This window comes from Variovorax sp. 20P10.2.4 (genome assembly GCF_058244205.1).
Window position 1 is genome coordinate 1 of the sequence record NZ_JBZAYE010000158.1, and the last position, 13,699, is coordinate 13,699.

At 70.6% G+C, this 13,699-nt stretch carries 14 protein-coding genes; 4 read left to right on the forward strand and 10 right to left on the reverse strand.

Annotated elements, in window-relative coordinates:
* From AC27VN_RS16825 to AC27VN_RS16835, 3 genes are all read left to right on the forward strand, one after another.
* Positions 1-1,076, forward strand: a 1,076-nt coding sequence (locus AC27VN_RS16825) for a molybdopterin-containing oxidoreductase family protein (protein ID WP_490877264.1), incomplete at its 5' end; no start/stop codon positions are given.
* Positions 1,073-2,203: an aminopeptidase gene (locus AC27VN_RS16830; protein WP_490877265.1), complete on the forward strand. Its 1,131-nt coding sequence runs from the start codon at positions 1,073-1,075 to the stop codon at positions 2,201-2,203. The genes AC27VN_RS16825 and AC27VN_RS16830, both read left to right, overlap by 4 nt.
* On the forward strand, positions 2,196-2,510 hold the full coding sequence (locus AC27VN_RS16835) for a polyhydroxyalkanoic acid system family protein (RefSeq protein WP_057592553.1): 315 nt from the start codon (positions 2,196-2,198) through the stop codon (positions 2,508-2,510). The genes AC27VN_RS16830 and AC27VN_RS16835 overlap by 8 nt, the downstream gene beginning before the upstream one ends.
* A 12-nt stretch (positions 2,511-2,522) precedes the next feature.
* On the opposite strand, the gene AC27VN_RS16840 is transcribed toward AC27VN_RS16835, so the two are convergent.
* The 7 genes from AC27VN_RS16840 to AC27VN_RS16870 form a co-directional block, all read right to left on the reverse strand.
* Complete coding sequence (locus tag AC27VN_RS16840; RefSeq protein ID WP_490877266.1) at positions 2,523-3,260, reverse strand: SDR family oxidoreductase; 738 nt, start codon at positions 3,258-3,260, stop codon at positions 2,523-2,525.
* Between the two features lie 163 nt (positions 3,261-3,423).
* The gene (locus AC27VN_RS16845) at positions 3,424-4,950 is read right to left on the reverse strand and encodes an FGGY-family carbohydrate kinase (RefSeq protein WP_490877267.1); all 1,527 of its coding nucleotides are present in this window, start codon (positions 4,948-4,950) and stop codon (positions 3,424-3,426) included.
* The gene (locus AC27VN_RS16850; RefSeq protein WP_490877268.1) at positions 4,947-6,083 is read right to left on the reverse strand and encodes an alcohol dehydrogenase catalytic domain-containing protein; all 1,137 of its coding nucleotides are present in this window, start codon (positions 6,081-6,083) and stop codon (positions 4,947-4,949) included. Before AC27VN_RS16850 ends, AC27VN_RS16845 begins: the two co-directional genes overlap by 4 nt.
* A 131-nt stretch (positions 6,084-6,214) precedes the next feature.
* Positions 6,215-7,195 carry an ABC transporter permease gene (locus AC27VN_RS16855; RefSeq protein ID WP_490877269.1) on the reverse strand — a complete coding sequence of 327 codons (981 nt, stop codon included), beginning with the start codon at positions 7,193-7,195 and terminating at the stop codon, positions 6,215-6,217.
* Complete coding sequence (locus AC27VN_RS16860) at positions 7,192-8,691, reverse strand: sugar ABC transporter ATP-binding protein (protein WP_490877272.1); 1,500 nt, start codon at positions 8,689-8,691, stop codon at positions 7,192-7,194. The genes AC27VN_RS16855 and AC27VN_RS16860 overlap by 4 nt, the downstream gene beginning before the upstream one ends.
* Positions 8,692-8,735: 44 nt before the next feature.
* Positions 8,736-9,656 (reverse strand): ABC transporter substrate-binding protein, encoded by a 921-nt coding sequence (locus tag AC27VN_RS16865; protein ID WP_057592548.1) that lies wholly within the window; start codon positions 9,654-9,656, stop codon positions 8,736-8,738.
* Between the two features lie 111 nt (positions 9,657-9,767).
* Positions 9,768-10,667 carry a helix-turn-helix domain-containing protein gene (locus tag AC27VN_RS16870; RefSeq protein ID WP_093354231.1) on the reverse strand — a complete coding sequence of 300 codons (900 nt, stop codon included), beginning with the start codon at positions 10,665-10,667 and terminating at the stop codon, positions 9,768-9,770.
* Positions 10,668-11,008: 341 nt separating this feature from the next.
* Here AC27VN_RS16870 and AC27VN_RS16875 point away from each other — a divergent pair, with 341 nt between their 5' ends.
* Positions 11,009-12,259, forward strand: coding sequence for a CaiB/BaiF CoA transferase family protein (locus AC27VN_RS16875; RefSeq protein WP_490877270.1), 1,251 nt, complete (start codon positions 11,009-11,011; stop codon positions 12,257-12,259).
* Positions 12,260-12,272: 13 nt separating this feature from the next.
* Here AC27VN_RS16875 and AC27VN_RS16880 read toward each other — a convergent pair whose 3' ends face one another.
* From AC27VN_RS16880 to AC27VN_RS16890, 3 genes are all read right to left on the reverse strand, one after another.
* Positions 12,273-12,530 (reverse strand): acyl-CoA-binding protein, encoded by a 258-nt coding sequence (locus tag AC27VN_RS16880; protein ID WP_057592544.1) that lies wholly within the window; start codon positions 12,528-12,530, stop codon positions 12,273-12,275.
* 89 nt (positions 12,531-12,619) lie between these two features.
* Positions 12,620-13,375 carry a GntR family transcriptional regulator gene (locus tag AC27VN_RS16885; protein ID WP_093354236.1) on the reverse strand — a complete coding sequence of 252 codons (756 nt, stop codon included), beginning with the start codon at positions 13,373-13,375 and terminating at the stop codon, positions 12,620-12,622.
* Positions 13,372-13,699 (reverse strand): glycerol-3-phosphate dehydrogenase C-terminal domain-containing protein (locus AC27VN_RS16890; RefSeq protein WP_490877271.1); only part of this gene is annotated, 328 nt, incomplete at its 5' end. The genes AC27VN_RS16885 and AC27VN_RS16890, both read right to left, overlap by 4 nt.

Sequence of the window (13,699 nt, forward strand, 5' to 3'; positions counted from 1 at the left end):
CGGGCGGGCTGCTGCTGAGCAGCTCGGGCCACTACCCGGTCGACCGCGCCGCGCTGCAGCGGCCCGACCTGCTGGCCGGCCGCCGGCCGCGCACCATCAACATGAGCACCATCGGCGACGCGCTGCTCGACACCGCGAAGCCGATCCAGGCGATCGTGGTCTACAACAGCAACCCGGTGGCGGTGGCGCCCGAATCGGCCAAGGTGGCGGCGGGCTTCGCGCGCGAGGACCTGTTCACCGTGGTGCTCGAGCAGTTCCGCACCGACACCGCCGACTACGCCGACTACCTGCTGCCGGCCACCACGCAGCTCGAGCACTGGGACATCCACTGCAGCTATGGCCACACCGACGTGCTGCTGAACCGCCCGGCCGTGGCGCCGCGCGGCGAGGCGCGCAGCAATGCCTGGGTGTTCCGCGAGCTGGCGCGCCGCCTGGGCTTCGACGAGCCCTGCTTCGCCGAGAGCGACGAGTCGCTGTGCCGCACCGCCTTCGCCGAAGGGAGCATCGACTTCCCGCAGCTGCTGGCGCAGGGCTTCACCAGCGTGAAGCTGGCCGAGGCGCCGTTCGCCGAGGGCCGCTTCCCCACGCCCTCGGGCCGCTGCGAGTTCTACAGCGCGCGCCTGGCGGCCATGGGCATGGACGGCCTGCCCGACCATGTACCCAACTGGGAGCCGGCGGGCAGTTCCACCGAATTCCCGCTCGCGATGATCTCGCCGCCGGCGCGCAACTTCCTCAACTCCACCTTCGTCAACGTGACCAGCCTGCGCGCGATCGAGGTCGAGCCGCTGCTCGAGATCCACGCCGACGACGCCGCCGTGCGCGGCATCGAGGACGGCGCGCTGGTACGCGTGTTCAACGGCCGCGGCGAGCACCGCTGCCGCGCCGAGGTCTCGCGCCGCGCGCGCCCCGGCGTGGTCAACGGCATGGGCATCTGGTGGCGCAAGCTCGGCATGGACGGCACCAACGTCAACCAGCTCACGAGCCAGCGCCTGACCGACATCGGCCGCGGCCCGACCTTCTACGACTGCCTGGTCGAGGTCGAGCGCGTGGCCGGCGCGCAGGCGGCGACCGCGTGAAGGCCGCCTCCATCGTGGCGCTGGCCGGCGCGCTGCTGCTCGGCGGCTGCGCCGACCTGCGCTACTACTGGCAGTCGGCCAGCGGCCACATCGGCATCATGCGCGCCGCCAAGCCGGTGCCCGACTGGCTGGCCGATCCCGCGGTGCCCGCGGCCCTCAAGGCCAAGCTCGAGCTCACGCAGCGCATCCGCCGCTTCGCGAGCGACGAACTGGGCCTGCCCGACAACCCCAGCTACACCGCCTACGCCGACCTGCACCGCGCCGCCGCGGTGTGGAACGTGGTGGCGGCGCCGCCGTATTCGCTCACGCTCAAGAGCTGGTGCTTCCCCGTGGCGGGCTGCGTGGGCTACCGCGGCTACTACAGCGAGGAGGCGGCCAAGGCCGAGGCCGAGGCGCAGCAGCGGCAGGACCTCGAGGTCTCGGTCTACCCGGTGCCCGCCTACTCCACGCTGGGCTGGATGAACTGGGCCGGCGGCGATCCGCTGCTGTCGACCTTCATCGGCTATCCCGAGGGCGAGCTCGCGCGGCTGGTGTTCCACGAGCTCGCGCACCAGGTGCTCTACGTGGCGGGCGACACGGTGTTCAACGAGTCCTATGCGACGGCGGTCGAGCGCATCGGCGGCGCGCTGTGGCTGCAGCGCGAGGCCGGCGAGCCGGCGCGCCGCGAGTACGCGCAGTTCGACGCCCAGCGCCAGCAGTTCCGCGCGCTCGCGCTCGACACCCGGCGCGCGCTCACGCGCGTCTACGAATCGCCCGAGGCCAAGGCCCAGGACTGGACGGCCGTGGCCGCGATGAAGCAGGCCGCGATGGACGACTTCCGCGCCCGCTACGCGGCGCTGCGCGAGGGCTGGGCCGGCCCGCGCCAGCATGCCTACGACGGCTGGGTGGCGCGCGCCAACAATGCGGCCTTCGGTGCGCAGGGCGCCTACGACGACCTGGTGCCGAGTTTCGAGGCGCTGTTCGAACGCGAGGGCAGGAGCTGGCCGCGCTTTTACACTGAGGTCCGCCGCATCGGCCGGTTGCCGACCATGGAGGAGCGCCGCCAGGCGCTCGCCACGGCCAGCGGCATCCTGCAGACGCGGCGCGGCCGCGGCCACGACAACAACGGAGAACACGACGGTGCCTGACATCCATATCGAACGCCAACACACCCTGGGCATCGCCCGCGCACGCCAGGTGGCACGCAAGTGGGTGCGGCAGGCCGAACAGGAGTTCGGGCTCGATTGCGTCTACACCGAGGGCGAGGAGCGCGACGTGGCGACCTTCACGCGCGCCGGCATCGACGGCACGGTCGAGGTGACGGCCCAGACGCTCACCTTCGATGCCACGCTGGGCTTCCTCTTCAGCAGCTTCAGCGAAATGATCGAGCAGAAGATCAGCCGCAACCTCGATGCGCTGCTGGGGCCGGCCGAGGGCGGCAACCGCTTCGCCTGAAGCTCCGCCGTTTCAGGCGATGGTGTAGCCGCCGTCCACGGGCAGCGATGCGCCGCTGATCATCGACGCGCCCTCGCTCAGCAGGAAGAGGATCGGCGCGACCACCTCCTCTACGCGCGCGAAGCGGCCGAGCGGAATGCCCGCAATGGCGGCCGCGCTCTTGGCCGGATCGGCCCAGGCCTGCTCGGCCATGGGCGTGAGCGTGACCGTGGGATTGACGCTGTTGACGCGGATGCCGTGCGGCCCGAGTTCGAGGCACAGCGAGCGCGTGATCGCATCGAGCGCGGCCTTCGAGGCGCAGTAGCAGAGGTGCGCATCGAGCGCGACCAGCGCGGCCTGGCTCGAGACATTGACGATGCTGCCGCGCACGCCGGCCGCGGCCATCGCCTTGCCGCAGCGCGCGGCGACCAGCGCGGCGGCACGCGCATTGACGGCCATGACGGCATCGAAACTCCGGGCCTGCAGTTCGAGCGCCGGTTCGAGCAGCGCGATGCCGGCGCAGTTCACGACGAGGTCGAAGGCGGGGAGCTCGGCGAATGCCTGGTCGAGGGCTTGGGGGTCGGCCACGTCGAGCACTCGCGGTGTGCAGCCTGTCTGCGCTGCCAGTTCGTGAAGTGCTTCGGGGTTGCGGCCCACTGCCGTCACGGCGGCACCCGAGCGTGCGAGCTGCGTGGCCACGGCGTGGCCGATGCCGCTGCTGGCGCCGGTGACCAGGGCTTTGCGGTTGCTGAAATCGAAGGTGAGGGTCATGTCGGGTGGCTCTTGTTCGGGGGGCGTGCACAGGACAGCGGGTACTTCCCTCCGCGAATGTCCCCCGGCCTTCGGCCTCCTCCTTGATTTCGCTGCGGGAAGCACCCACTGCCCTGTGCACGAGAGGCGTGATGGTCGTGCGGCCGGTGCTGGGGGCGTGCGCTCATTGGAGGCGATGCATCGCATCGCGCAATGCGGGGTAGAGGGACTTGTAGATCTCGAAGCGCTCGCGGTAGATCTCCTGCGCTTCGGGCTCGGGCCTTGCGCGTTCCACCAGCGTGACCCAGCCTCGCTCGGCCGTCGCCGCATCGACCAGGCCCGCGCCGAGCGCCGCGAGCATCGCCGCGCCGAGGGCAGCCTCGACTTCCTCCTCGATGGTGAACACGGGATACCCGGTGATGTCGGCCACGATCTGCATCCAGAGGTCGGAGTGGGCCGCGCCGCCGACCACGATCAAGCGCGGGTCCAGCGGCTGGCCGCTTTGGCGCCCGGCCTCGATGTTGTGCTGCAGCGCGAAGCTCACGCCCTCGAGCACGGCGCGGTAGAGGTGGGCACGGCCGTGCGCGAGCGAGAGGCCGATGAAGGCGCCCTTGGCCTGCGCGTCCCAGATCGGGCTGCGCTCGCCCATCAGGTAGGGCAGGAACACCAGGCCCTGCGCGCCGGGCGGCACGTCGACGGCCTGGCGCTCGATCAGCGCATGCGCGTCCTCGCTGGTGCGCGCGGCCTCGGCCAGCTCGGCCTGGCAGAAGGTCTCGCGGAACCAGGTGACGGCCGCGCCCGCGGCGATGGCGCCGCCGAACACGTAGCTGCGGTCCGCGCCGCGGTACACGTGCGGCATGCAGATGAGCCGGTGGCGCGCGTCCACGCTCGGGCTCACGAAGCCCCAGCACATGCTGGTGCCGATCATCGCGACATGGTCGCCGCTGCCGGTCACGCCCGCGCAGAAGGTGGCCACCGCGGCATCCACGCCGCCGCCCATCAGGGGCATGCCTTCGGCGAGGCCGAGCCGCGCGGCCCATTCGGCCTTCAGGCCACCGACCACGTCGCTCGATTCGACCAGCCGCGGCGGCATCATGCGCGCCGGAATGCCCAGCATGCCGAGCGCCTCGTGGGACCAGCCGCGCCGCGCCGCGTCGTACACGCCGCCGATGTTGCCGGCCGAGCTGTGGTCGACCGCGAGCTCGCCGGTCAGCCGCCAGTTGACGTAGCTGTTGGGCGGCAGGAACCAGCGCGTCCTGTTCCACACCTCGGGCCGGTGCTCGCGGATCCACAGCATCTTGGTGTAGCCGTAGTAGCTGTCCACGCCGTTGCCGGTGATCGCCTGCAGCTTCTCGACGTCGACCGTCGCGTTCACCGCATCGACCTGTGCGGTGGCGCGCCGGTCCATCCAGATCAGGCAGGGATGCAGCGGCTGCATGGCCTCGTCGACCGGGATGCCGGCGCCGCCGTAGAGGCTGCTCACGCACATCGCGGCGATGTCGCCGGGCGCGACGCCGCTCTTCGCGACGCAGGCGCGCACGCTCTCGCACACGGCGTCGAACCACACGGCGCAGTCCTGCTGCGCCCACAGCGGCTTCGGCGTCTCGGGCTGGTAGGCCACGCCGGCCTGCGCGCGCACGCGCCCGTCGACGCCGACCAGCAGGCACTTGGTGCTCTGCGTGCCGATGTCGACGCCGATCACGTACTTCATGGGGCCGTCCGCGGCTGCGGCTTGAGCAGCACCTTGATCGAGTCGAGCGAGTTGGCGAGCGCGAAGGCGCGCTCCCAGTCGGTCAGCGGGAAGTCGTGCGTGACGATGCCCTTCGAGGTCACGAGGCCGCGCGCCAGCAGGTCGATGGCGATCGGGTAGCAGTAGGGGCCGAGGTGGGCGCCGCGCACGTCGAGTTCCTTGCGGTCGCCGATGATCGACCAGTCGGCGCTGGTCTCCGCGCCGAAGACGCTGAACTCGACGAAGCGGCCGAGCTTGCGGATCATCTCCAGGCCCTGCGTCACGCCGATCGGCGCGCCCGTGGTCTCGATGTAGACGTCGCAGCCATAGCCTTCGGTCAGGCCCTTGACGATGGCGTCGGCGTTCTCGGTCTTCGGGTTGATGACGACGTCGGCGCCGTATTGCTTCGCGAGCGCGAGGCGCTCGGGCACGAGGTCGATCACGATCAGCTGCCTGGGCGTCTTGAGCGCCGCCACCTGCGTCATCATCAGGCCGAGCGGGCCGGCACCCGCGATCACCACCACGTCGTCGAGCTGGATGTCGCCGCGGTTCACGGTATGGATCGCGCACGACAGCGGCTCGATGATGGCCGCGTCCTCGAGCGCGATGCCGTCGGGGATCCTGTGCACGCGCGCGGTCGGCGGCAGCCGCATGTAGTCGGCCATGCCGCCGTCGGCCACGATGCGCTGGAAGCCGAAGATGTTGTGCACCTCGCACATCCAGTACTTGCCCGAGGTGCAGAAGCGGCACTTGCCGCAGGGCACGATCTGCTCGGCGATCACGCGGTCGCCCTTGCTCACGCCGAAGTGCTCGGCCGCGCCTTCGCCGAGCGCCTCGACGTAGCCGAAGAATTCATGGCCCGGGATCACCGGCGCCTTGACCCACGAGGGCTGGCCGTCGCCGCCCCAGAACATCTTCGCGCCCGAGTGGCACTTGCAGTCGGAGGCGCAGATGCCGCAGGCCGCGATCGAGATCAGCAGTTCGTTGGCGCCGATGGCGGGCACCTCGACGGTCTCGAGGCGGTAGTCCTTGGGGCCGTGGCAGACGACGGCCTGCATGGAAGCGAGTTGCGAGATGGCGCCCGACGTGCCGGGCTGGAGTTTCTTGTAGCTCATGGTTCTTTCTGGTCAGAAGGATTGCGGTTCTTTCGCGGAACACCGCGGAACCGGCTTTGCCGGGCCGCTGGTGTTGCCCCCGGCAGGGGGTGGGAGAAGCGACACGAAGTGCGCGAAGCCTGGGGGCGAGCTCATCTTTTTGCCTCGCGGCTGATGAAGATCGCGAGCAGCACGATGCCGCCCTTGATGATCAGTTGCAGGTACGGCGACACGCCGATCATGTTGAGCCCGTTGTTCAGCACGCCCAGCAGCAGCGCGCCGACGAGGGTGCCGACGATCGCGCCGCGGCCGCCGGCGATCGAGGTGCCGCCCATCACCACGGCGGCGATGGCGTCGAGCTCGAAGCCCACGCCCACGCCGGGCTGGCCGCTGGTCACGCGCGAGGCCTGCACGATGCCGGCGATCGCGGCAGTGAAGCCGCTGAGCGCATACACCAGCAGCTTGTAGCGCGCCACCCGCACGCCCGACAGCCGCGTGGCTTCCTCGTTGCCGCCGATGGCGTAGACGTAGCGGCCGAAGGGCGCCATGTTCAGCAGCACGTAGGCCGCGAGGTAGGTGGCGAGCATGAGCAGGATCGGCACCTTGATGCCCGCGAGCGTGCCACCGCCGAGGAAGGCGAAGGACTCGGGCAGGCCGTCGATCGGGTAGCCGCCGGTATAGATCAGCGCGATGCCGCGCGCGATGCCCATGGTGGCCAGCGTCACGATGATCGGCGGCATGCGCAGGTAGGCCACGCAGTACCCGTTGAACAGGCCGATGACCGCGCCCACGGCCAGGCCCAGCGGCACCGCGAGCAGCGGCGGCAGCCCGAACTGCACCATCAGCCCCGAGGCCAAGGTGCCCGACAGCGCCACCACCGCGCCCACCGAGAGATCGATGCCGCCGGTGAGGATGGCTGCGGTCATGCCGACCGCGATGATGGCGTTGATCGAGGACTGCAGCGCGATGTTCTGCAGGTTGCCCCAGGACAGGAAGTTGTCGGTCGCGACGATCATGAAGACCGAGATCGCGACCAGCCCGACCAGCGGCAGGAAGGCCGTGGAGCGGCGCAGCTCGGTGAGGAATCCGCCGGCGGGAGCGGGCGGCGCGGGATGGCTGGCGGTGGCGTTCATGGCGAACCCCCTGTGGTTGCGTGGCGCATGATGTCGCCGGAGTGGATGGAGTCGCCCTCGAGCGTGGCCACGATGGACCCGCCCGAGAACACCGCGACGCGGTCGCACAGGCCGACGATCTCGGGCAGCTCGCTCGAGATCATCAGCACCGCCTTGCCCTGGCGCGTGAGCTCGCGCATGAGGGCGTAGATCTCGGCCTTGGCGCCGACGTCGATGCCGCGCGTGGGCTCGTCGAAGATCAGCACCTCGCAGTCGTGGCCGAGCCAGCGCGCGATCACCACCTTCTGCTGGTTGCCGCCCGAGAGCGTGGCCACGCGGGTCTCGAGGTCCGGCGCCTTCACGCCCACGCGGCGCGCGAGCTCGGCGGCCTCGCGCTTCTCGGCGCCCTCGCGCACCAGGCCCGCGCGGCGGTGCCGGCCCAGGTTGTTGAGCGTGATGTTGAAGCGGATCGTGAAGTCGGTGATCAGCCCCTGCACCTTGCGGCTCTCGGGCAAGAGGCCGATGCCGTGCGCCAGCGCCTGCGTCGGGTCGTCGAGCCGCACGGGCGCGCCGTTGCGCAGCACCGTCTTGCGGTGCGCGCGGTCGGCGCCCATCATGCCGAGCGCGAGCTCGGTGCGGCCCGAGCCGACCAGGCCCGCGAAGCCGAGGATCTCGCCCGCATGCAGTTCGAAGGCGTTGACCGGCCCGCCCTTCGCGAGCTGGATCTCGGGCACCTCGAGCAGCTTGCGCGCGCCGGCCGCATGCGGTGCCGGTTGCGGCTTGGGCGGAAAGCTCTGCTCGATGCGCCGGCCCACCATCATCTCGACCAGCGCGTCGATGTCGGTCGCGCCGACTTCCGCATGGCCCGCGTTGGCGCCGTCGCGCAGCACGCTGATGCGGTCGCAGACCTCGAAGATCTCGTCGAGGTGGTGCGAGATGAAGATCATCGCCACGCCCCGGTCGCGCAGCGAACGCATGATGCGGAACAGGTGGTCCGCCTCGTTCGGCGTCAGCGTGGCGGTCGGCTCGTCGAGCACCAGCAGGCGCGCCTTCAGCGACAGCGCCTTGCCGATCTCCACGAACTGCTGCTGCGCCACCGAGAGCCGGCACACCGGCACGCGCAGGTCGATGCGCACGCCGAGTTCGTCGAACAGCTGCCGTGCCGCGCGCCGCATCGCGGCCCGGTCGATCAGGCCGAAGCGCCGCGTGGGGTAGCGGCCCAGGAAGATGTTCTCGGCCGCGTCCAGGTGCGGGATCAGGCTGAACTCCTGGAAGATGATCCCCACGCCCGCCGCGATGGCGTCGGCATAGCCCGCGAAGCGGCGCTCGCTGCCGTCGATGTAGATGCGGCCCTCGTCGGCCTGGTGGATGCCGCAGAGGATCTTCATCAGCGTCGACTTGCCCGCGCCGTTCTCGCCGAGCAGCGCATGCACCTCGCCCTTGCGGATCGAGAGGTCGATGCCCGAGAGCGCCTGCACGCCGGGAAAGCGTTTCGAGACGCCCTCCAGCCGCAGCATCTCGGCGGTGTCGTTCGTGGTCACGGCCAGGGTCCGTCCGCGCCTTACCAGCTGAAGCTCTTCGCGCCTTCGGCGTCGATCAGCTTCACGTCGACCGGCACCGCCGCCGGCACGTTGGCGCCCCACTTCTTCGCGAGCGCGATGCCGATGGCCAGCCGGATCTGGTCGCGCGGGTACTGCGCGGTGGTGGCGATGAACTTCGAGCCCGGCTTCTGCATCGCCTTGATGGCCTCGGGCGCGCCGTCGACGCTGGTGAGCTTCACGTCCTTGCCGCTGGCCTCGATGGCCGCGAGCGCGCCCATCGCGCCGCCGTCGTTGACGCTGAACATGCCCTTCAGGTCCTTGTTGGCCTGCAGGATGTTCTCGGTCACGGTGAGCGCGGTGGCGCGTTCCTGCTTGCCGTTCTGCGTGCTCACCACCTTGATGCCCGGGTACTTCGCGAGCGCCTCGCGGCAGCCCTTCACGCGCTCGAGGATCGGCACCACCGGGATGCCGTCGAGGATCGCCACGTCGCCCTTCTCGCCGATGGCCTTGGCCAGGTGCTCGCAGGCCAGCCGGCCCGCGTCGGTGTTCTTCGAGCCGACGAAGGAATCGACCGGGCCCTGCGCGTTGGCATCGACCGCCACCACCACCAGCCCGGCCTTCTTGGCCGAGCGCACCGCCGACTGCACGCCGGTGGAGTCGGTCGGGTTCAAGAGCAGGATGTCGACCTTCTTCTGGATCATGTCCTCCACGTCGCCGATCTGCTTGGCCACGTCGTGGCGCGCGTCGGTCGCGACCACGCTGGCGCCGATGCTCGCGGCCGCTTCCTCGAGCGCCTGCTTCATGGTCACGAAGTAGGGGTTGTTGAGCTCCTGGAAGCTCATGCCGATGCGCAGCGGCTGCTTCGGCGCCTGGGCCTGCGCGGCGGAGGCGGCGCACAGCAGCGCGGCGAGGGTGGCGGTGGCGAGGATGTTCTTCTTCATGGCATGTCTCCTTGGGTGATGACGGTGGAAAGGACGCGGGCAAGGCTTCGCCCCGCGCGGTGCCCGAACGGGCCCGCGCCGATGGCGATGCGGGAAACGGGGGCGGGCCGCCTACGGCGGGCTGGCGCCGCGCAGGTGCGCGGCCTGCGCCGCCTGCATGCGGTGGAAGTTGCGGAACTTGGTCGGCGGCATGCGCTTGTGCAGCAGGAACTGCCGGTTGAAGTTCGACACGTTGTTGAAGCCCACGTCCATGCAGACGTCGAGCACCGGCTTCTCGCTGCTGGTCAGCAGCTCGCAGGCGCGGCTGATGCGCAGCCGGTTCACGTAGCGCACGAAGGACTGGCCCGTGTGCTTGCGGAAGGCGCGCGAGAAGGCGCTCGGGCTCTGGCCCACCAGCTCGGCCAGCATCGGCTCGCGCAGCTCGTCGCCGAGGTTGGCCGCGATGTGGGCCAGCACGTTGTTGATGGCGTGCGACATGAAGGCCTTGGGATCGGGCTTGAAGGCCGGGCTCGCGAGCCGCTGGCGGTCCTGGCTCGCGGCCAGCAGCTCGAGCAGCGACAGCAGCAGGATCACGCGGCGCAGCCCGCGCGCCTCGAGCAGCGCCTCCATCAGCGGCTTGGCGGCCGCCGCGGTCTCGGCCGAGAACAGCAGGCCCGCGCCCGACTCGGCGATCAGCGGCGCGATGCGCGCGAACTCGGGGAAGCTCGCAGCCATGCGCTGCACCAGGCCGGCCGGGAACTGGATCACGATGCCGCGCCGCTCCACGCTCTGGCCCGCGGGCACGTCGCTGATCCAGTTGTGCGGCAGGTCGGGGCCCATCATCACGAGGTTGCCCGGCTCGAAGTGGCCAACGTGGTCGCCCACGAAGTACACGCCCTGGGTCTCGACGATGAGCTGGATCTCGTACTCCGGATGGAAGTGCCAGCGCACGGTGCGGTAGGGGTAGCCGTGGGCCCAGCAGGCGAACGATTCGTCACCGCGGACTTCGACGATTTCCAGATCGGGTTGCATGGGGGCTCGGTTTCCTTGTCTCTGCCGCTGGGCGGTTCTTCGGGATGCGTGACAGCTGGGGCGGACTGTACGAATCGCTCCCGATGCCAACAACCAGAGATGGCGGCTCGAATCGATACTTTTTTGATGCGGGGGCGAGGGCGGGTGGCGCGCATCGCGGCCTGCGCTGCGGCGCAGCAAAGGGCTTTCTCCCCGAGGGAAACGGCCCGGGCGGGCCGGGATTGCTGCGGCGCGGAAGGGCGGGCGCGACCGCGCCGTGCCGGCGTCAAGAATTCATAGGTGTTTTCCCGCCCCGAAGCCTCGCGGAACGCTCGCGACGGCGCGCGGCACACTCGCAGGCCATGACGACATCCACCGCTTCCTCCTCCGCTCCCGCCGCCGGCCCGCTCGCCGGCCTCAAGGTCATCGAGCTCGGCCAGCTGATCGCCGGCCCCTTCGCGGCCCGCACGCTGGCCGACTTCGGCGCCGAGGTGGTCAAGATCGAGCCGCCGGGCGCGGGCGATCCGCTGCGCAGCTGGCGGCTGATGAAGGACGGCACCTCGGTCTGGTGGCAGGTGCAGTCGCGCAACAAGCGCTCGCTGGCGCTCGACCTGCGCGAGGCCGAGGCACAGGCCATCGTGCGCCAGCTCGCGGCCGAGGCCGACGTGCTGATCGAGAACTTCCGCCCCGGCGCGATGGAGGGCTGGGGCCTGGGCCCCGAGGCGCTGCTGGCGGCCAATCCCGCGCTCGTGATGCTGCGCATCAGCGGCTATGGCCAGACCGGGCCCTACCGCGACCGGCCGGGCTTCGGCGTGGTGGCCGAAGCCATGGGCGGGCTGCGCCACCTCACGGGCGAGCCGGGCCGCGTGCCGGTGCGCGTGGGCGTGTCGATCGGCGACACGCTGGCCTCGCTGCATGGCGTGGTCGGCGTGCTGATGGCGCTGCAGCACCGCCATGCCACCGTGAGCGCCGAGCATCCGAAGGGCCTGGGCCAGGTGGTCGACGTGGCGCTCTACGAGGCCGTCTTCAACTGCATGGAAAGCCTGCTGCCCGAGTACGGCGCCTTCGGCGCGGTGCGCGAGGCCGCGGGCAGCGCGCTGCCGGGCATCGCGCCGACCAATGCCTACCGCTGCGCCGACGGCGGCTATGCGATCGTCGCGGGCAATGGCGACAGCATCTTCCGCCGCCTCATGGGCTGCATCGGCCGGCCCGACCTCGCGGCCGATCCCGCGCTGGCGAACAACACCGGCCGCGTGGCGCAGGTGGAACTGCTCGACGCCGCCATCGGCGACTGGGCCGCCACCCGCACCGTCGACGCGGTGCTGGCCGCGCTCGATGCCGCGCACGTGCCGGCCGGGCGCATCTACACCATCGCCGACATCGCGGCCGACCCGCACTACGCGGCGCGCGGCATGCTGCAGCGGCTGCGCATGGACGACGGCAGCGAGCTGTCGGTGCCGGGCTTCGTGCCCAAGCTCTCGCGCACGCCGGCTGCGCACCGCCTGAACGCGCCCGCGCTGGGCGCGGACACCGACGCGGTGCTCGAGGAGATCGGATTGACCGCCGGCCAGATCGCGGCGCTGCGCGAGCGCGGGATCATCGGCGGGGCGTGAGGGAGGCTGGCGCTCAGCCGCGCAGCGACTCGATCAGCGCGATGTACTGTTCCTTGGCCTCGTCGCCGCTCAGGCCCTTGCGCGAGGTCCAGGCATCCCACTTGGCGCGCGCGACGATGTCGCTGAAGCTGGGCTTCTTGGCCGTGTTGTCGCCCTCGGTCGCCTGCTTGAACAGGCCGTAGATCTTCAGCAGCGTGGGGTTGTCGGGGCGCTCGGCCAGCAGCTTGGAATTGGCCTGGGCGGTCTGGAAGCGTTCGTCGAGGTCGGACATGGCGGGGGATGCGTAGGTGGGTGGAAGGAGTCGGGCATCTTACTGACCCGACAGTCACCCGCGTTCGAGCCCGCGCCGCGTGAAGGGCCTCAGGTCGTGGTCTGCACGTGCAGCCGGCTCGACTTGCAGCGGTGCAGCGCGCGGTAGTGCTCGAGCGGCCTTCCGTTGAGCCCGTAGGCGATCGATTCGATGCGCAGCAGCGGCTCGGGCGCGGGCAGGTTCAGCAGCTCGCAGGTTTGGGCGTCGGGCAGCACGGCGTCGATCCAGCGCTCGGCGCGCACCAGGCGCAGGCCGTACTGGCGGCGCAGCACGTCGTAGAGCGAGCGGTCCTCGAGCCGGATGCGGTGCAGGCCCGGCGCCATGTCGGCCGGCACCACGGTCTCGACCAGCAGGCGCAGCTCGCCGTCCACGCTGCGCAGGCGCTTGAGCGCCACCACCTGCGTGTCTTCGGTGAGGCCGAGCGCGCCGGCCTCGAGCGCGGTGGGCAGGCGCAGTTCCTGGGTCAGGATCTGGGTGCGCACCGAGCGGCCCTTGCGCTCCATCTCGTCGGAGAAGCCCAGCACGGTGGAGACGAAGTCCTCGTCGCGCTCGCGCGCCGCGACGAAGGCGCCGCGACCCTTGATCTTGTAGATGAGGCCGTTGCGCACCAGGTCGGCCAGCGCCTCGCGCACCACGATGCGCGAGATGCCGTACTGGTCGCCGAGTTCGGCCTCGGACGGCAGCTTGGCGCCGATCGGCAGTTCGCCCTGCAGGATCTGCAGGCGGACGGCGTCGCGAAACTGGGCCCACAGGGGCGATTCGGAATTCCGGTCGAGGGCGGGCGCGGTCAAGGTCGGGCTGTTCACGTGAGGACGGGCTTCGAGGCCATCAATGATGCATCCAAAGGGGAATCCGCGGCCGGGGCGGCGGTCTGCAGGCGCACGCCGTGGCGTTCGCGCAGCGCGGTGGCGCAGGCATGGAGCTCCTCGCGCTGGCGCTGCGCGTCCCAGCCCAGGGCCTCGGCCGCGATGCCGGCGATCTCGGCCAGCGCGGCGTCGGTGACCTGGCCGCGGATCGCCAGCAGGGTGCGGCGCACCACCAGGTCCGACAGGTGGATCACGCCGGTCTCGAGGCACAGGTAGCCGATCTCGGCCACCGAGTAGTCGGGCGCATGCCGCAGCGGCACGTCG

Coding starts and splice junctions, on each gene's coding strand:
- AC27VN_RS16850 (WP_490877268.1), bottom strand. CDS start 6,083: ATGAGCTACAAGAAACTCCAGCCCGGCACGTCGGGCGCCATCTCGCAA.
- AC27VN_RS16870 (WP_093354231.1), bottom strand. CDS start 10,667: ATGCAACCCGATCTGGAAATCGTCGAAGTCCGCGGTGACGAATCGTTC.
- AC27VN_RS16865 (WP_057592548.1), bottom strand. CDS start 9,656: ATGAAGAAGAACATCCTCGCCACCGCCACCCTCGCCGCGCTGCTGTGC.
- AC27VN_RS16880 (WP_057592544.1), bottom strand. CDS start 12,530: ATGTCCGACCTCGACGAACGCTTCCAGACCGCCCAGGCCAATTCCAAG.
- AC27VN_RS16855 (WP_490877269.1), bottom strand. CDS start 7,195: ATGAACGCCACCGCCAGCCATCCCGCGCCGCCCGCTCCCGCCGGCGGA.
- AC27VN_RS16840 (WP_490877266.1), bottom strand. CDS start 3,260: ATGACCCTCACCTTCGATTTCAGCAACCGCAAAGCCCTGGTCACCGGC.
- AC27VN_RS16845 (WP_490877267.1), bottom strand. CDS start 4,950: ATGAAGTACGTGATCGGCGTCGACATCGGCACGCAGAGCACCAAGTGC.
- AC27VN_RS16875 (WP_490877270.1), top strand. CDS start 11,009: ATGACGACATCCACCGCTTCCTCCTCCGCTCCCGCCGCCGGCCCGCTC.
- AC27VN_RS16860 (WP_490877272.1), bottom strand. CDS start 8,691: ATGCTGCGGCTGGAGGGCGTCTCGAAACGCTTTCCCGGCGTGCAGGCG.